A 19,921-nucleotide genomic window follows, 5' to 3' on the forward strand; every position below is an offset into this window, starting at 1 on the left:
TGATTTCATATCAAATGTCAGGACCCGTCGGACCAGGCACAGGTGCCCGCGATGACTCGGCGCTTATGCCGAAAAGTGCTCACCGGACCCATTGGCGCCGCGAGCCCCTTCTGAATAGGGATCGCGCGGGCTGTTGCCGCGCGCACCGTCCAGGTAGGGGTCGACCTTGCGGGTAGCAATGTAGCCATCCCGATTGGTGATCCTGGCGCCATCGGTGTAGCCGTCCCGGTTGCTGATGCGGGCGCCGTCGGTGTAGGCGTCACGAGGCGTGTCCACGCGGAACGCGTTGCCGGCGGTTTCCGGCTGGGCGGCTGCGTGGGCCACGCCGGCAGTCAGGGCGGCGGCCAATGTGATGGCCGCGAGGATGGTCTTTGCTTGCATGATGCTCTCCTGTTTAGTCCGATCGGCCGGGCAACCTTTGGGTTTGGTCGCAGGGCCAGTCTGTCATCGAGATGGCAGCTTTTAAGTGATGCTATCTACGAGTAGATAGATAAGCGGATCAAAAAAAATGCCGGGTCTCACTGTTAAGAACCCGGGCATTGCCCGGGGGTGACTGGAGTCTAGGTAGGGGCGGCATGCCTGTCCAAGACGGAATGCGTCGAACTTAAGACCTTGCAGGTCTTGCGGGCCGGTTTGCTCCCCTCTCCCGCCCGCGGGAGACGGGCCGGGGGTATGGGCCGGCGCCTCAACGAAGTCCAGCCGCCACCCCGCAGCTCAGCAGTGCCCCTTACTTTTCGGCAAGACGGCCCAGCGTCTCCGGCACGATCGTAGCGCCCACCAGATAGACCAGCGTGACGGCCGCGAGGAAAACACCAAGGATCACCGGCAGGTCGGCGGGCGTGCCGGCGGCAAGCGAGGCCAGCGTCGGCATCATCCCGCCGATGGCGAAGCCGATATTCCACGACAAGCCCGTGCCGGAGGCGCGGATGCTGGTGGGGAACCGCTCGTTCAGGAAGATGAGGATCGGCGCGAAGCCGGCGCACCCGAGCATGCTGAGCGCCACCGCGTAGACGCCGCGCAGGGTGGCGGTTGGCGCGGCCGGCATCCACTGGTAGAGCAGCGGCATCAGCACCAGGCTGAGCGCGCCGATCAGCAGAAAGGCCCGCTTGCGGCCGACCAGCGTGCTGAAATGCCCCGCTGCCACCGATGCGACGATCACACCGAGGCTGCTCAGCATCAGGATGGCCGAGGACTCGCCGGGGGATGCCTTGACCACGACCTTGAGAAAAGTGGGGAGGTAGCCGGAAGTCAGGTAGTAGGCACTGCCTGCGCCCACGGTCAGCAGGATGTTGACCAGCAGGATGCCACGATACTCGCGCGAGAACAGCGTGCGCAGCGGATGCGCTTGCGGCTTGGCGTGGCCGCTGGCGGCCTTTGCCGCCTGCAGCTGCTTCCACAGCGGCGACTCTTCCAGCGAGTTGAAGATGACCAGCCCCAGCACCGAGCTGACGATGCCGGCGAAGAACATGCAGCGCCATCCCCAGACCTCGAAGGCGTCGCCGGGAAACAGCGCCGTCATCGCCATGTACGTGATCGACGCCAGCAACGCGCCGATGCCCGCGCCGCCGCCGCCCACCAGGCCGGACACCGCGCCGCGCCACGACGGCGGCACCGATTCCGTGCCGATGGTATGCGTCGAAGCGACCACGCCGCCGACGAACACGCCTTGCACCAGCCGCAGCAGGATGAACAGCGCCGGCGCGAACAGGCCGATCTGGGCGACTGTCGGCAGCAGCCCGAACGCCGCCGTCGACAGGCCGACGCCGGTCACGGCCACCACCATGGCACCCTTGCGCCCGTGCCGGTCCGCGTAGGCCCCGAAGATGGCCGAGCCGAGCGGGCGCATCAGCAGCGTCACCGCGAACGACGCGTACACCGCCGCCAGCGACAGCATCGCATGCTCGGACGGAAAGAACAGCTTGCCGATCACCGGCGCCACGAACAGCAGGATAAACAGGTCGAACAGGTCGAGCGCCCATCCCATGCACGAAGCCGTCACCGCGCCCAGCACCTGCCGGTTGTTCGCGGCCGCGGGTGCCGCGCTCTGCGCGCCGCTGGTCGGCACCTTGTCATTTGCCAGCACTTCCATCGTTGTCTCCATATATTTTTAAATGAACGGCTCCCCGCGATGCCCACCGGGGGCATCGTCGATGCGTCCGTATGCGTCCGTATGCGTCCGTCTTTCGGGCACGGCAGGCGGGTCAGCCCCGCCCGCGCCCGCCGCTCAGCTGCCGCGGAAATCGGGATTGCGCTTCGCGTGGAACGCTTCCACGCCCTCGCGGAAGTCGTCCGAGCTGCGCAGGCGGCTGTAGCAGTGCCCTTCGAGTTCGATGGCGATCGACAGCGGTGCATCCTCGGTGTCGTTGAGCAGCTTCTTGGCGGTGCGCTGGGCCAGCGGGGAGAAGGCGCGCAGCTCGTCGACCAGCGCGTCGGTGGCGGCTGCCAGCTCGGCGTCAGCCACGCAGTCCACGGCGATGCCCCACTCGTAGGCCTGTCGCCCCGGGATGCGGCGCGAGCGCATGACGATGTCCTTGGTGCGGCCCACGCCTACCATCTTCTGCAGCCGCGCCGAGCCGCCAGATCCCGGGATCTGGCCGAGCTTCTGCTCGGGCAGTGCGTATTCCGTGGTGGCGGTGGCGATGCGGAAGTCGCACGCCAGCGACAGTTCGAAGCCCACGCCGAAGCAGTAGCCCTGGTTGGCCGCGATCACCGGCTTGCTGCAGCGCGCCGGCGCCGCCACGTTCCACGCGAGCTTTGACACATGCTCCGGCGACGCTTCCAGGAAGCCGCGGATGTCGCCGCCGCTGGAGAAATGCTTGCCCTGCGCGCGCAGCACGATGACGCGCACGCGGTCATCGGCGTCCAGCGCCTCGAACACAGCACGCAACTGGTCGCGGGCTGCCATCGAGATCACGTTGTAGGGCGGGCGGTGCAGGATGATGTCCGCACGCTCGCGGGCCGGGTCGATCTCCACGGAAAAGCCGTCGAGATCCTGCAGGCGCTGTTGGTCGGGATGGGTCAGTGCGAAGGCCTGGGTCATGTCGTTACTCCTTGATGGGGTCGCTGTGGGGAAGAGAAGAAAGCGCGTTGTATTCGCCCGCGGACAGCTTGCGGCGCAGGATCTTGCCGACCGGCGATTTCGGGATGTCGGCGACGAACACGTAGTCGCGCGGGCGTTTGAAGTTGACGAGGTCGGAGCCGCGGCAGTAGTCGTCGAGCGCGCCCGCGTCAACGCAGCCGCGCGGCTTGACGAAGGCCACCACCTTCTGGCCCCAGCGGGCGTCGGGCACGCCGGCAACCGCCACCTCGTCGACGGCGGGGTGCAGGGACAGCACCGATTCGATGTCTGCGGGCGAGATGTTCTCGCCGCCGCTGATGATCATGTCGTCGACCCTCCCGGTCACGAACAGGTCGCCGTCGGCGTCGAGGTAGCCGATGTCGCCGGTGAAGTACCAGCCGTCGCGCAGGGATTTGGCATTGGCGTCGTCGCGGTTCCAGTAGCCCTCGAAGGCCTCGTCGCCGCGCAGGTCGGCGATGATCTGGCCTTCCTCGCCGGGCGCGGCCAACTCGTCGGGCGAGGCCGCGTCAAGCCGCGCCACGCGCAGCCGCGTGTTGAGGCCGGCGCGGCCCGCGCTGCCGGGTTTGCGCGCCGCTTGCTGGTCGACGCTGAAGGTGTAGACCTCGGACGAGCCGTAGTGGTTGACGAACAGCTCCGGGCGGAACGCCTGCTCCAGCCGGGTCAGCAGGCCATCGTTCATGGCGGCGCCGGCGAAGCCGAGCTTGGTGACGGTGCGCACATCGTTGCTGTCGAAACCCGGCTCGGAGAGCAGGTCGTGGTAGAGCGTGGGCACGAGATAGAGGCAGCTGACGCGATGGGCGGTGATGGCCTGCAGCGCCTGCGACGCGCTCCAGCGCCGCACGCAGACGAATAGGCCGTCCACCAGCGCCATGGCCAGCAGGGACCGCACGCCCATGGTGTGGTACAGCGGCATCACTCCCAGCGTCCGCTCGCCGCGCCGGTACAGGTTCTGCGCAACATGCGCCAGCGCGGCTGCGCGTTCCTGCCGGTGGCGGCGTGGAACACCTTTCGGCTTGCCGGTGGTGCCGGAGGTGTACAGCATGAGCGAGACGTCGCCGGCCTCGGCCTGCGTGCTGTCCCGGCGGGGCGTGGCACGTAGCAGGGTGTCGAACGACAGCGAGCCGCCCGGCGCGCCGTCCAGCGCGATGCAGGGGACTTCCTGCGCGGCGGCGCTGTCCAGCACCGCGTCGGCGCTGACCGGCTCGAACACCAGCGCCTTCACGCCGGCGTCGCGCACGCAGTAATCCAGCTCGTCCGGCTTGGCGCGCCAGTTCAGCGGGACGATGACCAGGCCGGCGAACTGGCAGGCCCAGTGCAGTGTCGCCATCTCCCAGCGGTTCTGCAGGATGGCGAGCACGCGGTCGCCCGGCCGCAGGCCCAGGTCGAGCAAGCCGGCGGCCACGCCGCGGATGCGCGCGAGCCATTGCTCGTAGGTCAGCACCAGGTCGCCGTCGACGATGGCGGGGGCGTGGGGACTGCGCTCCACGCTTTGCAGGAAGGTGCGGCCGAGATCAAGCATCGCAGTGCTCCCTGGCAACCGGTGCCGCAATCCGGCGCGAGCGCGCGCGGCTGGCGGCCACGTCGAGGACCGCGGCGACGATCGGCGTGTAGCCCGTGCAGCGGCACAGGTGGCCGGACAGCATGTCGCGCACCTGCGCCTCGGTCGGCTCGGGTACCCGCTCCAGGTAGTCCGCGCACGACATCAGGATGCCCGCCGTGCAGAAGCCGCACTGCAGCGCATGGTGGCGGCGGAAGGCTTCCTGCAGGTCGCCCAGGCCTTCGCGCGGAGCGAGTCCTTCGACGCTGTCGATGGCGCGGCCATCGGCCTGCACCGCCAGCATCAGGCAGGAACGCGCGGCCACGCCGTCCACCCGCACCGTGCACGCGCCGCAGACGCCGTGCTCGCAGCCGACGTGGGTGCCGGTGGCGCCGAGTTCATGGCGCAGGAAGTCGGACAGCAGCTCGCGTGGCGCGCACGAGGCGCTGCGTTCGATGCCGTTCAGGGTCAGGGTGACGCGCTGGCGCTCATTGCGCCGCATCACCGGGGGCGCACCCGAAGGTGCGCCATTAGCGGTCTTGCTCATCTTGCCTCCTCGATTGCGCGCATGCCCAGTTGCCGCACCAGGTGGCGGCGGTACTGCGCGCTGACATGGGCGTCGTCCTGCGCGCCCAGCTTCCAGCTGAAATCGTTGATTGCCTCGGCCAGTGCCTCGCCTTGCAGGCGCGGCCAGGTCTCCAGCACCGGCCGGTCGGCCACCCCGCCCACGGCCAGCGCAATGGCGTCGTCCGTGACGATGGCGGCGCAGGCCACCAGCGCGAAGTCGCCATGCCGGGCCGAGAACTCCGTAAAGCCATAGCGCGCGCCGGGCCGCCGCAGCGGGAAGTGCACCGCTTCCACCAGCTCGTCGGGCTCGCGCGCCGTCATCAGCATGCCGCGGAAGAACTCGGCGGCCGGCAGCACGCGCCGGCGGCGCAGCGAGCGCAGCACCACCTCGCCGCCGAGCGCGGTGAGCACCAGCGGCAGCTCGGCGCTCGGGTCGGCGTGGGCGATGGAGCCGCACACGGTGCCGCGGTTGCGGATCTGGAAATGCGAGATATGCGGGAAGGCGAGCGCGAGCAGCGGTACCTCGTCGGCCAATGACGGGCGCCATTCCACGCTGCCCTGCGTGGCGGCAGCGCCCACCACCAGATGGCCGCCTTCCACGCGCACGGTATCCAGGTCAGGGGTGCGCGAGATGTCGACCAGCAATTGCGGCTGCGCGAGGCGCATGTTCAGCACGGCCATCAGCGACTGGCCGCCGGCCAGCACGCGGGCACCCTCGCCGGCACGGGCCAGCGCTTCCAGCGCGTGCTGCGCGGATTCGGCACGCAGGTAATCAAAGGCTGGAGGTTTCATCGACGGACTCCAAAGAGCGCCAGCAGGCGCGCGATCCAGCCCGGCTTGCGCGCGGGCTTGCCCCCGGCCTGGCGGCCGAGCGATTCAAACAGCTGGCGCAATACCACCTTGGCCGCGCCTTCGAGCATGCGGCCGCCGACCGCGGCGACCTTGCCGGACACCTCGGCCTCGTAGTCATACGTGAGACGGGTGCCGGCACCGTGCGGGGCCAGTTCGACCAGGCCCGCGCCGCGCGCACTGCCGAGCGACGACAGGCCCGCGCCCGCGAGCCGCAGCCGGTGCGGCGGCTCCAGGTTTGACAGCGCGATCTCGGCTTCGTAGCGGGCCTTGATCATGCCCACGCCCACGGTCACGTCGGCGCGGTAGCGGTTGTCGCCGATGGGCACGAGCGCGTGGCAGCCCGGCACGACCTTGGCCAGCGCCTGCGGGTCGAGCAGGACGGCGAAGACGGCCTCGGGCGTGGCGTCCAGGTCGACCGTGCCGCGCGCGCTCAGGGCCTTGCCGCCCTTGCCGCCGCTCTTGTTGTTCGCCGAGGCCTCTCTTGCCGCCTCGGCCAGTTCCGGACGCGATGGCGGCGGGTCGTCGAAGCCGATCATCGCCATCACCCTGGCGGGCGTGAGCGGCAGGCGGATGTCGCTCACGCCCAGCGCATCGGCCACCGCGTTGGCGACGCATGGCGGCGTGCTCATGTTGTTGCCCTCGCCGAGGCCCTTGGCGCCGAGCGGCGTGAACGGGCTCGGCGTCTCCAGATGGACGATGAGCGGGTCGGGCACCTCGCACGTAGTCGGCATCAGGTAGTCCGCCAGCGTGCCGGACTGGAAGCTGCCGTCGGGGCCGTAGCGGAATTCCTCCATCAGCGCCGCGCCCAGCCCCTGCGCAAAGGCGCCGCGGATCTGGCCGTCGGCCAGCGCCGGGTTGAGCAGCTTGCCGGCGTCGTGCGCAGTCACGTAGCGGTCGATGCGCACGCGGCCGGTAGCGCGGTCGATCTCCACGCCGCACAGGTCGAAGGCAAAGCCGTAGCAGGCGGATGTGTTGACGCGGTCCTGCTCGTCCGGGGCGTCGAGGTTGGGGGGCGACCAGAACACGGTTTCGCGCAGGCCAGGCTCCTCGCCGGCCGGCAGCAGCTGCGGCGACCAATGCGGCGCGTTACTGGCCGCGCGCGCAAAGGGCAGGGCGGTATCGGGCGCGCCCCGGCGCGCGATGCGGCCATCCGCGAAGACCAGTTCCGCCGGATCGCAGTGCAGGTGCGAGGCCACAATGCGCGCCAGCTTGTCGCGCACGCGCGAGGCCGCCAGGTGCACGGTGCCGGCGACGGCGCCGGCGAAGCGGCTGGAGTAGTTGCCCGCGGCCACGGACCACGCGTCCTTGTGCGTGTCGAATTCGACGTTGACCACGACGTCAGCCGGATCGATGCCGAGCACGTCGGCCACGACCTGCGCCGACACGGTCATGTGGCCCTGTCCCGCCGGCGTGGAAGCGATGGTCACCACCACGCCGCCGAGCAGGTCCACGCTGACCGTTGCGCTGGCGATGGCGCCGTTCTTCGGGCCCGCCTTGCGGCGTGCCGCGGCCGGCGTGGCGGTGGTGATGTAGCCCATGTTCGATACCGAGGGCTCGACGATGGCCGCGAAGCCGATGCCGTACAGCCTGCCCTCGGCGCGCGCGGCGTCGCGGCGGCGCTTGAGTTCACCGTAGTCGCCCGCTTCCAGCGCGCGCGACAGCGCCAGCTGGTAGTTGCCGGAATCGAGCAGCGCGCCCGCTGCCGCGCGATAGGGAAAGGCATCGGCGGGCACGAAGTTGCGGCGGTAGACGTCGAGCGGATCCAGGCCCAGCTCCACCGCGATCCGCTGCACCAGCCGCTCCAGCGCGAAGTACACCTGCGGCCCGCCGAAACCGCGCACGAGGCCGGTCGGCGTTTTGTTGGTCAGCACCACGCGGTTGCGCACCAGCAGGTTCGGGATCGCGTAGGCACCGGTCAGCAGGCCATGCATGCGGTAGAAGGTGGCGGGCTCCGGCGCACGCAGGTAACCGCCGCAATCCTCGAGCTGGTCGTACGAGAGCGCGACGATGCGGCCGTCCGCCTCGACCGCGGCTTCCAGGGTGGAAAGCCGCGCGGTAGCCGACGTGGCGGCGCTCAGGTGCTCGAGCCGGTCTTCCACCCACTTCACCGGCGCGCCCGCCTTGCGCGAGGCGAGGCACATCAGCACCACGTAGGGGAACACCGCCTGCTTGACGCCGAAGCTGCCGCCCGAGTCACGCGGCGCGACATGGCGCAGGCGGTTGGCCGGGACCTGCAGCGCCATCGCCATCACGGCGTGCAGCGAGAACGGCCCCATGAAGTTGGAAGTGACCTGGTAGCCCTCGTTGCCCGGCAAGTGCTCGGCAATCACCACGCCGCACTCGATCGGCGTGCAGGTGTTGCGCGGGTAATGGGCGGTCAGCGCCACGCGGTGCGGCGCGGCGGCAAAGGCGGCCTCGGGGTCGCCATAGCGGAAATGGCGGTCGCTGGCCACGTTGCTGCAGAGGCCGGGATGCAGCACGCTCGTGTCGTCGGCGACGGCGGCCTCGATCGACACCACCGGCGGCAACACGCGGTACTCCACCCGCATGAGGTCGAGCGCGTCTTCCGCCAGGGCACGGCTCTCGGCCACCACCACGGCCACCGGCTCGCCCACATAGCGCACGCGCTCCATGGCCAGTGCCCACTGCTCCATCGGCGCCTTCACGCCCACCACGAAGGGCTTCGACCAGGCAGGCAGGTCGGCCCCCGTCAGCACGGCACGCACGCCCGGCGCCTGCAACGCGGCGGCGCAGTCGATGGCGCCGAGTTCGGCATGCGCGTGCGGCGAGCGCAGGATGGCGGCGTGCAGGGTGCCGGGCCTGACGCCGAGGTCGTCGGCGTACCGGCCTCGCCCGGTCAGGATGGCGGCATCCTCGACACGCGGCATCGGGCGGCCGACATGCGGCGCCGGCCGGGGCTGCTGTGTCTCCACCGTGCCGGTCATTTCGCCAGCATCGAATCTTTTCATTTGCGACTCCGTTCCGTGCGACGGAACCGCGCCGGAAGGCGATGGGGCCGTGCAACGTCAAACGGAGATTAGTGACATCTCGATATAAGATCTAATATTGATTTCTGATTCGAGCCATCATTTGTGATGATTGATAAGGGTCTTCCCGGAGACAAGCGGGATGCGCAACAAGCTGGTCAAATGCCGGAGTTTTCGGTATCGCATGCCGCCATGGCTTCATCACTAAAATTGATGCCGGAATGACAGTCCCATTGATACCAACCCATGGACCTTAAGCAAATCCAGTACTTCATCGCGCTGTTCGAAGACGGCTCCGTCACGCGCGCGGCCAAGCGCCTGAATATCGTGCAGCCGGCGCTTAGCATGCAGATCGCGCGGCTGGAAGAGGAGTTCGGGCAGAAGCTGTTCGACCGCATCCCGCACGGCATGGTGCCGACTGCTGCGGGTCGCATGATGTACCGCCTGTTCCTGCCCATCGTGCGCGACATCGCCGGCGCGCGGCAGCAGATGATGCAGCGCGAGGAGCAGATGGCCGGCCGCATCACGCTTGGCATGGTGGCGTCCGAAACGGAGAGCGTGCTGGTGGGATCGCTGGCGCGCTTCAATGCGCGCTATCCGAACGTAGAGGTTTCCGTGGCGGACGGCTTCAGTGCCGCGCTGATCGATCTCGTTTCCGCCGGCCAGCTTGACGCGGCCGTGGTGCATCGCCAGCGCGGCCGGCCGGCGCTGCATGTGCAGCCGCTGCACGACGAGGAAATGGTGCTGGTGACCAGCGTCGAACACGGCCCCGAACTGCCGGAATCGGTAGAGATGGCGAAGCTGCCGGGACTGGAACTGGTGCTGCCGACCAAGCGGCATGGCCTGCGCGTGGTGCTGGACACGGCGACGCAGGCGCAGGACGTCACCCTTGCGCCGAAGTTCGAGATCGACATCCTCGGCACCATCGTCCAGTTCGTGCAGGAGACGCGCTTTGCCACCGTGCTGCCGCGCATCGTGGTGCTGCGCGCCGTGGAAGAGGGACGGCTGCGGATGCATACCATCATTGCGCCGCGCATCGTGCGGCATCTGGTTTGCGTGAGCCATCCGCAACGGCCGCTGAGCACGGCGGCCGAGGCGTTGATCGCGATCGTCGCGGAGGAAATCAGGCGGGTTTCCGGGATGGCGTAACGGGGTGGCATAACGGGGTGGCATAACGGGGTGGCGTAACGGCGGGGTGATCGCCTGGGCACTGACGCAGCGGCCGGTGCGGCTGTCGCAACCGTTATCGGTCGTCGGCGTGGGGCCGGGATCGGGCCTGATGGTCGGATCCGCGGAAATCATGCAGCGCTACGGCCTTGAAGCCGCCGGCTACCAGCTGAAGCTGGGCAAGCCCGATCCAGCTGGGGATTCCGGTCGTGACGGAGCTGGAACGGCAGATCGTCGTCGACCGGAAGCCGCCGGCGGCTGTCGCGCGCGACTGGATGAAGGCAAATCCGGAAATCGTGCGCGCATGGTTTGCCCCGTAAACGTGCGGCTTGTGCCTGGGGATGGATGGAGCGCTAGCGCGACGCTGCACCGGCTATCTCTTTCTTCACCACATTCACCTGAGTTGGTCGAGCTGCATGGCCGCCCCGACGGCCTGGGGCGCGAATGCGCGAGAGACCTGGCAAATCAGGGCAGCGCCCAGCGTCAGACCGCCGCCGTCACGATGATTTCCACCAGCAATTCGGGACGTGCGAGGGGTCTGACCAAGATGCGACCTTATGCTCTTCAGCGCATAAGGGAGAGGATTTTTTGGTTAGCGATCGCGGCCGCAGAGGCATAACGGAGCCGATCAGGATCCGCCCGCGAGCGGTAACTAAAAAACCATTTGTGCTAAGCCGCTCCGCAGGCGGTGGCCGCTATGGGCGTTGAATGACCGCCGGGGTAATTTCTGATGTCCAAAGCGGGCGACCGCAACCGGATTTCCAGCGTTCGGGGGAAGCTTCGCTGGCGAGAGATGCAGAAATGGGCGTGTCAACGGGCTCGTAACCCGCTGTTTTGAGATATTCTGGCGCGCTCGCGTATCGCAGAGACGAGTCCGGCCGCGTTTGCCTCGTCGGGAAAGGCGAACGAATCCGCAAACGGGTGCAGTCGCAACTAAGGCGCATTGTCAGGACCTGGTGGGGCTCGTGGAAGGCTGCCGGGTATGTCTTCGATGCGGAGCATGTGTCCCTTGCCACATACGGGGCAGTCGCGCAGTGACCTGCCGGTGAGTCGCTGGTAGCGGTCACGGTAGTCTTCCCCGGGCTCGGCCTTGGCTGCGGGAGCCTCGACACCGAGCAGTTGCCTGCAGGTGGCGAGCTTGTCGGCACGGTGGCAGTTGGCGAGCCACCCATAGCTGCGAATGCGCTTGAAGCCGTCGGGCAGCACATGCAGCAGGAAGCGACGGATGAACTCGTCGGCCGTGAGCGTCATAGTCCTTTGTCTGGACTCGTGACAGTTCGATGGCGCTCATCACGCGCCGCTGGACACGACTGAGCCCGTCGGCATGAGTCTGCCGGTACTGCCGGCCGCAGCGGCGAAGGATGTCCGCCACCTCGAGCGCCGGGCGCATCGCGGGCTTCAGAAGTACTCGGGCGCAGGACGCGGAGATGGGATGGGTTCGGGATGCGGCAGCAGATCGAAGGGACTGGTGGTGGCGCACACGGTGCTGGTCGCGATGCGCAAGTAGCGCGAGGTGGTCGACAGGGACCTGTGGCCCATGAGCAGCTGGATCCTTCGTACGTCAGCCCCCGTCTCCAGCAGGTGCGTGGCGAACGCGTGCCTCAGGGAATGCGGCGTGACTGGCTTCTGGATGCCGCTGCGCTCCCGTGCCATGTTGCATGCCAGCCTGATCGCCGAAGGGGTGATCGGGTGTCCGGGAATGTCGCCGGGGAAAAGCCAGTCGCGGGGATGGGCGTCGTGCCAGTACGCTCGCAGGATCTCGAGCAGGCGCGGCGAGAGCATTACATAGCGGTCCTTACGGTTCTTGCCCTGGTTCACGCGGATGACCATGCGCTGGCTGTCGATGTCGATGACCTTCAGGTGCGCAACTTCTGAAATCCGCAGGCCGGCGGCATACGCGGTCATCAGCATGGCCCGGTGCTTCAGGCCGGGAATGGCATCGAAGAAGGCTTTAACCTCGTCGAAGCTCAGGATGACCGGTAGCCTCACCGGCTTCTTCGGCAGGGGAAAGTCCTCGTCGCTCCAGTCGCGCTTGAGCGTCACGCGGTAGAGAAACCGCAGGGCGCCAATCGTTGCGCCGAGACTGGCGGGTGCGAGCTTGCGCTCTTCGCGGAGATGGATGAGCCACGCCCGGACCTCGTCGGGGCCCAGCAGTTCGGGCGAGCGACGGAAGTGCCGGGCGAAGCTGGATACCTGCTGCAGATACGATTTCTGGGTGTTCTCGGCGAGATTCCGAATCTGCATGTCGTGCAACATGCGTTGACGCAGTGGTGTCATGGGAAACCTCCTGGAAACAGCGGTGAAGCCCGGTTGGGCATCCACATACTGCTCCCGGAGATGTCTGCGTCCCGTCGCCCGGATCCTGCGTCAGCGCACCACTGCCGGTGAACGCCAGCCATGGGCGCTCGCTCTCCTCCCCCTCCCGCGTCAGCGGGTTAGTACAAGAAGGATTATCTGAATAGAAGGATTATCTGAATAGACGCCACTGGTAATCCGATTCGTTCCGAAGCGCTTTCCATTGGGGTCGCGGTGGGCCCAGGCTAGCCCGCGACCAGGGTTGAACAGACCGAGCCATTGGGATCGTCGACGCTTTCGTGGCCCACGGGCCTGGTGCCCAAGTCGTGAAATCGCCCACCGGCTTCCAAGCGGGACGGCAGTGCTCCGACATGCTGCTTGTCTGCGTTTCCGCAGTTACCACCCTGGCGCAAGAAAAGTGAATAAACGTCAAATGTTGTGAATTCGCCAAATCTCTATGGCGGCCGCAATGAGGGTCCGTTACGGTGCCGAATCGCCAAGCGGGCCGAGCGCAAACCTGAATCGAGCAAAGTCGCACTTATATCTGGTGTTCGGATTCCTGAATGCAAATTAGGAAACGTCCGATGGTTTTTTGGCGATGGCATGGGTACGCTCCATCGCGACCAGCGCGTAGGGGCTTCCCTCGGTTGTCCCGCGCCCGTAGCGACACAACGATGTCGTCAGCGAAAAACAAGAACAGAGAGTACACAGCATGCGAGTTTCCAGCCAATTCAGCGCTTTCCGAATTCAGTGGTGTCCGTCCCCTGGATTCACGGTTGCAGCCATCAACCTCGACGGCTTAGGCATGAGCGCTATGTTGCCCCGACGCGGCACCCACGACGGGACTGGCTACCAGATTGCCAGCGAAGCGCTGTGCAGCGTCGCGACTGGCCAATCATGGCGCCGGTGAGATCGTCAAAGGTGAACACACTGTCGTATCAACCTGGAATGCTAGCGGCATGAAAAAACTACTGAAGGGCCTGGGCAAGGTAGCCCTGATCGCAGGCGCCGTTGTCCTGCTTGGCGGGATGGCGCTGTATGCCTATTCGCGGGAGCGACATGATCTTCCGCCCTTTGACTATGACAAAGCGGCGGTTCTTTCAGCCAAGACCCGCGCGGAATACGAGAGAAACTTGTTCAACGAGATTCGCGATTGGAACGCAGGCACGCCGAGGCACGATCTTTGGAGTCGCGAAGCTGAGTGGTTGAGGATGGCAAGAGATGGCTACGAACTTGCCTATATAACACTTCAAATCCTTAGCCCCACTAAAGGCATCTTTTCTTTGGAGAAGCCGTTGGCTCGTCTTTCCCAGCTGGCGGAGAGTGGAGACGCCGGTGCGATGTGTTTGTATCCCGAACTCAGCAACATGGGGTCGGACGATGAACGGGCCAAGTATCGGGAACAAGCCCTGGCGTATTGGCGTCGGGGCACGGAACTCGAACACCCAGGATGCCTGAGCCGTGCCGGCTACTTCCTTATGACCGGCATACAGGGATATCCAAAGGATGTGCGCGCAGGGTTCGAGGCTGCGGTCAAGGCAGCCCGCGCTGGATATGGGGGCGCGAGATCCATAGCCGGCTACCTTATGGAAAAGGAGAAGACCAGTGCTATGGATTGGACCAGGTACTACTGCTGGCAGGTCCAGGCCAGCCAATTCATCACCCAAGCGGATCCTAGGAATGTGATATGGAAGCTGAGAAATCAATCCGGGAGGTCTGACAGCGATGCGCTCGCCAACAAACTCGAGACTTGGCACCCGACACTGGACGAATGTGTTGCCATGAAGCTGGGAGATGAGTGATGGCGGGACCGATTGCACAGTGGCGCAGCCAAGAAGTACAACTGCGTGCCCAACTTGTAAAGGCGACGGACCGTGTGGCAGCCCTCGGCAATACTACTGGGGCAACTGATCAACAAATCGCCCAAGCCCGCCTCGGCGAACTGGCCGCAGTCAAACAGTACAACGACTTCCTCGGCACCGCCAAGCAAGGCTACGACATGGCGAGGCAGTACGAACGCCGGCTAAGCAATAGCTCAAATCTGTCGGACTTGGAGCGGCAGCAGCTTGAGAGTACCCGTGACGCGCTGAACGCCAGGGCCGGCGAGTTCCAGCAGTTTGCCAACGACAACAAACTGTTTCCTGCGTCCGCCAAGCCTGTCCAGGCCAATGGGAAGATCTACTACGACGACGGCCATACCGAGTGGGACACCAGCACCTTCAAGGGCATGGCGGGTGCAGCAGGCGACTCCATCAAGAGCGCGCTGCCGGTGCTGGCTGACTGGATGACGCCGAACAACGCCAGTAATAACATGGCGTGCAATTCTGCACTGGGCACCCTGATGGGAATGGCGCAGGGGGCGGTGTTCCGGATTCCCGACCCCACGGGTCATGCCGGCGTGCATGGTGCCAACGGGAAGATGTGGGACCTGGCCAAGGAAAAGGCTGGGGACACCACCCAGCCGGGCGATTTTTTCTGCGGCATCCCGTATCCCAAGAACGATCCCATGGTGGACGAGCTTCGACGGAACGGCCTCATCAGCGATGCGGCGTTGCCTGAAGGGCTTGACCCGGAGCAGTACGTGGTCGTCAAGGTCCCCGCCGATCTACTGACGTCCGCCGTCATGGCCCAGCAGGTCGAGCAGGGCGTCCGGAATGGGGATATCTCGCCTGAGCACGCACGCACCTTGCTTGGTGAGCTTGACGCGACGATGGCCGATCGCGGGTATGCCACGAGCCTGGTGGATGACTACGGCGCGGCCGGCATTGATTTTGAGCCGTTTCCTGATGCCGTTCTGGAACCTGCAACGGTACTCGGTTTGACACCCATCGGCGAGGTGAATGGTGTTCCAGTCTATCCTGACGACACCTACGACCGGGGGTTGCAGGATGGCGCTCATGACCCTGGCGCGGGAGATGACCGGTCCGACGCCGGGGCAGATCAAAGTGGCCTGGGTGCGATCCATAGCATGCTATCGCTGCTTCAGGCGATCGAGTCCGGGGATACCAAAACCATTGTCGTGGCCGCCGCGGCGCTTCTCGCGAATCTGGACAAGGCCACGGGACTCAATGGTCTGCCCGGCGGCGCCGCCTCAGGACTGAATGCGCTGGCGGCCGGCCTCAATTTGGTCACGGCGATCCAGGATGGCGACGGCCTCGGCATCGCCGCCTCAAGTCTGAACTTGGCGAGCCAGGCAGCAGCAGTATACGCTGGCATCTTGCGGGACCAAGGTGTCACGGCCTTTCTGTCGGAATCCCCTGCAGCTGGCTCGCTGATGGAGTTGGGGAGCGAGGTTGGCCAGTATGCCAGCTACGTTGCCGTGGTAGCGAGCCTCGTCTCACTCGCCATTGCCATCGATGACGGCAACGGGTTCCAGATAGCCAGCGCGTCACTGGGCGTGGTTGCCTCTGCACTGGCTACCACCGCGGCGTACTCCAGCTGGTCCGGACCCGTTGCATTCGCTGCGGTTGCGGTCGCATATATCGGCACGTTCCTGTCCGAGAAGGACTTGCCAACGCTTGAAGGCGAGGCCACGGCAGTCTGGGACCCCGATGGCAGCATTCACGTGCTGACCACCGTCGACACCGAGCAAGGTGGCGCTACGCCGACGAAGCTGCTGGAGAATCTCGTCAATGGGATGCAGCAGTCGCTGGCCAGCCAGGTCGATGCCGACGGCAATCCGCTTTATGCGATCATTCCGCAACGGCTGCCGACCATTGGCTATGCCTACGATCCGGATGGCTACTGGGGCAACGAGTCCGCGACCTTTGGGCATGCCGCGCCCGGTCACTTATACCTCAAGTGGATCGACGAAAACGGGCAGGAGCAAACGCGATACTTCGACAGCGCCGGCAGCCGCAACCAGGAAGGCCAAGCATCGCTGGCAGAGGAATTCATGGCCCATGCGCTCAAGGCCGTCGTGCCAGCATGGGAAGCCGAGACTGTGCTGGCCGCCATGAACGAGCACGGCGCCCTGACGGCACCGGCTACGGGCAGCATTGACGAAAACCGGGTGCGCGTCGCGCAGCAACTGCACAACCGGGACTGGCAGCAGCCTGACGATGCTGCCGGGTTGCCCGAAGCAGATGCCGACGGCATCCACCAGCACTTCACGGCGCTCACGGTCGACCTCAAGCCGGAGCTGCCGGCCGCTGTGAGCACCGGCCGTATCGGCCGAAACGTCGATCTGGATGCTTACATCGAGCAGACCGACTGGGTGCAGGCCAACCAAGGGATCCTATCGATCGACCTGAATGGCGACGGCGTCATCGGGCAGAACGAGATCCTGACCAATGATCCGGACGCGACCGCGGCGCATGCACGCAACAGCCTGCAGTGGCTCGACATCAACCATGACGGCAGGCTCGATGCCGCCGACCCGGCCTTTGCCGCCTTGGGCATCTGGCTGGACGTGAACCGCAATGGCCAGACCGACGACGGCGAGTTCGCCTCGTTCCTGGACCGCGGGATCGCCAGCCTGGACTTCACCAGTGTGCCGTCCGTGTTGCGCGCGGCCGATAGCAGCACCCTCGAGATCACGGAGCAGCATCTGACTGCTGACGTGCGTGGCGATTACTACCAGGCGGCATTTGCCGATATCGATGGGGATGGCAAGGTCGATGCCTTTGCCGGCATGTTGCACGCCAAGGAAGGCGGCGAGACCGTTCTCAACGCGGTGGTCACCCACGACTATACGGGCCAGGCGGGCCACACGCACGGCGGTGTTGCCAATGATAACGCCAGCGGCGAGATGGGCGTGGACGAGGGTAGCGACCAGGTCCGTACGGCAAGCGACCGCCGGCATGAGCAGGCCCTGGCGGAGGACGTGATCGCCGCGGACGATATTCGCGTGAGCAGCGGTGCAGCGCGGTCGGATGTCGGTCAGACCACGCAAACCAGCGTGGACCAGAGCGATTCGCGGCTGGCTTCATCCGGCCAGACCAGCGCCAGCCAGCCGCAGACGGTAGCCACCATCCGGCAGCATGATCCGCGTCTCACCAGCGCGCCGCCGGCGACGGCCGCCGACGCCTTCGCGGCCGTCCGTGACGAGTGGATCAAGAGCGCCCAAAGCCCCCTCGCCGGTACCGGTGCGCTGATCGGCGTGGGCATCGGTGCGGTGGCAGTCCCGGCCGATGCCGCTTTGGTGGACAACAGTCAACTGGGCGCCGGTAGCGTCGATACGGTCGCGAACAACACCATCAGCCACCTGCCGGCGGACGGGCAAACGTCTGGCCCAACCACAGCCCCGCCGGCGGTACCGGCGTTTGTGCCCGTCCCGGTCGATTCCCTGCCGGCCAGCACGCGGACTCAGCCCGATAGCATTGCTGATGTGCTGACGGTGGCGGTTACCCCGAACCAGGTCACGTCCGTGCCTCATGTCGAGGAGCCGATCCCTGCCACCAGTGCCGCCGTCTCCTCGCAGGACATTTCCCCCCAGTCGCTGCCGGCTGGTGAGGATGTCCGCCTGGCGCCACCTGACGTGACCGACGAGCAGGTGACCGGCGTCGAGGACACGCGCTATGTAATAGATACCGCGATCATCCTGGCCAATGACACAACGAAGAATACCTTCACGCAGCCGCTGCGCCTGATCTCGGTCTATGGCGCCGAAAACGGTACTGTGTCGTTGGTCATCGATGCTGATGGCGTGCAACGCATCCGATTCACGCCGGAGGCCGATTACTGGGGACCGGCCCGCTTTCGCTACGTCGTGCAAGACCAGTATGGCCTGCAAGCGATGGGCCGGGTGAACCTGGACATCGCGCCGGTCAACGATGCGCCGGTCACCGCGGGCGAGAACGTCGCTTCCGACGAAGATACCGGGATCCTGCTGACCTCGGCGCAGCTGCTGGCCAACGACTACGACGTCGATTCGCCCACGGTGGGCGATGTGCTACGTATCGTGGCGGTCTCCGATGCCCAGCACGGGCTGGTGAAGCTGGACGCGGACGGCAACGTGCGCTTCCTGCCCAATCACGACTACTTCGGGCCGGCCAGTTTCACCTATTGGGTGTCTGACGGCAATGGCGGCCTGACGCCGGCCACCGTCACCCTGGGGATCCACCCGGTCAACGATGTCCCGGTCGTCACCGGTGAGACCGTCAGCACCGACGAGGATACCGTGCTGCTGATCCAGCAGGCGGCGCTGCTCAACAACGACTGGGATGTCGACAATCCACGCAGCGACCTGAATGTGTTCTCGGTGAGGGCCGGCCAGCACGGCACGGTCGAACTGCTGCCGGACGGGCAGATCCGCTTCGTGCCCGAGCAGGACTTCTACGGTACGGCGACCTTCTTCTATACCGTGACGGACGGTGCCGGTGGCTACACCGAAGCCATGGCGATGGTGGATCTTGCCCCGGTGAACGATGCACCCATCGTCACCGGCGAGCAGTTCGGCGGCACTGAGGATGAGGCAGTGACCTTTACCGCCGCGAGCCTGCTGGCCAATGACCGGGATGTCGATGATGCGCAGAATTCGCTCAAGCTGGTGGCGGTGGGCAATGCGCTACATGGCGAGGTGCGACTGAACCCGGATGGTTCGGTCCAGTTCATCCCAGAGGCGGATTATTTCGGGGCGGCCAGCTTTGAGTACACGGTATCCGATCCGCACGGAGCCAAGACGACCGGCCGGGTCGATATCGACCTAGTGCCCGTGAACGATGCGCCTCGGCTGACGAACGATGTCATCGCAAGCACCGAAGATACCGCGCTCACCATTGAGCAGGCCGCACTGCTGGCGAATGACCGCGACGTGGACAACCCGCACGATGCGCTCGCCATCACCAAGGTGGGAAATGCCAGCCATGGCACCGTATCGCTGAACCCGGACGGCTCCATTCGCTTTGTGCCAGACCAGGATTTTTTTGGCGACGCCAGCTTTACCTACGAGGTGAGCGATGGGGTCGGTGGCATCTCGGCCGCGACGGCCACCGTCCATGTGGCGGCGGTCAATGACGCCCCGATTGCCAACGACAACATCGTCGACGGGCGCAAGGGCGTGGCCATCACCATGACGGCTGCGGCGCTGCTGGCCGATGACTTCGACATCGACAACTCGCACGGCGACCTGCGCATCGTTGGCGTGGCGGATGCTGAGCACGGTACCGTGCGCCTGAACGCCGATGGCTCGGTCACCTTCCTGCCGGATCCGGGCTATGGGGGCTTTCCAGGCGCGGCGGGGCACTTCACCTACACTATCGCCGATGGCGCCGATGGCGCCGGTGGCTTTGCCACGGCCACCACCTCGGTCAACCTGGAGAAGATCAACACCACGCCGGTCGCGGTCGATGACGGCTTCTCTGGCTATGAGAATACGCCGTTCATCATCAACACGGCGCAATTTCTGGCCAATGATAGCGACCCCGACGGGGACACGCTGACGATTGCGCAGGTTGCCAATGCCCAGCACGGCACGGTCGAGGTTCAAGCTGACGG

The 19,921-nt window shown here is 65.8% G+C and carries 12 protein-coding genes and 1 pseudogene; 4 read left to right on the forward strand and 9 right to left on the reverse strand.

The features are described 5' to 3' along the window. Positions 1-63: 63 nt before the first annotated feature. The 7 genes from E1J61_RS34350 to E1J61_RS34380 form a co-directional block, all read right to left on the reverse strand. Positions 64-381 carry a hypothetical protein gene (locus E1J61_RS34350; RefSeq protein ID WP_133098278.1) on the reverse strand — a complete coding sequence of 106 codons (318 nt, stop codon included), beginning with the start codon at positions 379-381 and terminating at the stop codon, positions 64-66. Positions 382-727: 346 nt separating this feature from the next. Next, on the reverse strand, positions 728-2,089 hold the full coding sequence (locus tag E1J61_RS34355; protein WP_133098279.1) for an MFS transporter: 1,362 nt from the start codon (positions 2,087-2,089) through the stop codon (positions 728-730). A 135-nt stretch (positions 2,090-2,224) separates the two neighbouring features. Beyond that, complete coding sequence (locus E1J61_RS34360; protein WP_133098280.1) at positions 2,225-3,040, reverse strand: enoyl-CoA hydratase/isomerase family protein; 816 nt, start codon at positions 3,038-3,040, stop codon at positions 2,225-2,227. A 4-nt stretch (positions 3,041-3,044) separates the two neighbouring features. Then, on the reverse strand, positions 3,045-4,598 hold the full coding sequence (locus E1J61_RS34365) for an AMP-binding protein (RefSeq protein WP_133098281.1): 1,554 nt from the start codon (positions 4,596-4,598) through the stop codon (positions 3,045-3,047). Next, positions 4,591-5,163, reverse strand: a complete 573-nt coding sequence (locus tag E1J61_RS34370) for a (2Fe-2S)-binding protein (RefSeq protein WP_133098282.1) — start codon at positions 5,161-5,163, stop codon at positions 4,591-4,593. The genes E1J61_RS34365 and E1J61_RS34370 overlap by 8 nt, the downstream gene beginning before the upstream one ends. Further along, on the reverse strand, positions 5,160-5,975 hold the full coding sequence (locus E1J61_RS34375; protein ID WP_133098283.1) for a xanthine dehydrogenase family protein subunit M: 816 nt from the start codon (positions 5,973-5,975) through the stop codon (positions 5,160-5,162). The genes E1J61_RS34370 and E1J61_RS34375 overlap by 4 nt, the downstream gene beginning before the upstream one ends. Further along, positions 5,972-9,004 (reverse strand): molybdopterin cofactor-binding domain-containing protein, encoded by a 3,033-nt coding sequence (locus tag E1J61_RS34380; RefSeq protein WP_133098284.1) that lies wholly within the window; start codon positions 9,002-9,004, stop codon positions 5,972-5,974. Before E1J61_RS34380 ends, E1J61_RS34375 begins: the two co-directional genes overlap by 4 nt. A 264-nt stretch (positions 9,005-9,268) precedes the next feature. Between E1J61_RS34380 and E1J61_RS34385 the strand changes: the two genes are divergently transcribed. Further along, on the forward strand, positions 9,269-10,171 hold the full coding sequence (locus E1J61_RS34385; protein ID WP_133098285.1) for a LysR family transcriptional regulator: 903 nt from the start codon (positions 9,269-9,271) through the stop codon (positions 10,169-10,171). Positions 10,172-10,217: 46 nt separating this feature from the next. Then, positions 10,218-10,808 carry a hypothetical protein gene (locus tag E1J61_RS34390; protein ID WP_133098286.1) on the forward strand — a complete coding sequence of 197 codons (591 nt, stop codon included), beginning with the start codon at positions 10,218-10,220 and terminating at the stop codon, positions 10,806-10,808. A 314-nt stretch (positions 10,809-11,122) separates the two neighbouring features. On the opposite strand, the pseudogene E1J61_RS34395 reads toward E1J61_RS34390, so the two are convergent. Continuing rightward, positions 11,123-11,461 (reverse strand): annotated as a pseudogene (locus tag E1J61_RS34395) (transposase); the annotation flags it as partial. 126 nt (positions 11,462-11,587) lie between these two features. After that, positions 11,588-12,466, reverse strand: a complete 879-nt coding sequence (locus E1J61_RS34400; protein WP_133098287.1) for a site-specific integrase — start codon at positions 12,464-12,466, stop codon at positions 11,588-11,590. A gap of 977 nt (positions 12,467-13,443) precedes the next feature. Between E1J61_RS34400 and E1J61_RS34405 the strand changes: the two genes are divergently transcribed. Then, entirely contained in the window at positions 13,444-14,286 is an 843-nt protein-coding gene (locus E1J61_RS34405) for a hypothetical protein (protein ID WP_133098288.1), read from the forward strand. Then, positions 14,286-19,921, forward strand: a 5,636-nt coding sequence (locus E1J61_RS34410; protein WP_133098289.1) for a cadherin-like domain-containing protein, incomplete at its 3' end; no start/stop codon positions are given. The genes E1J61_RS34405 and E1J61_RS34410, both read left to right, overlap by 1 nt.

Origin of the sequence: Cupriavidus sp. L7L, from assembly GCF_004353535.1 — a bacterium.
Lineage (GTDB): Bacteria > Pseudomonadota > Gammaproteobacteria > Burkholderiales > Burkholderiaceae > Cupriavidus > Cupriavidus oxalaticus_A.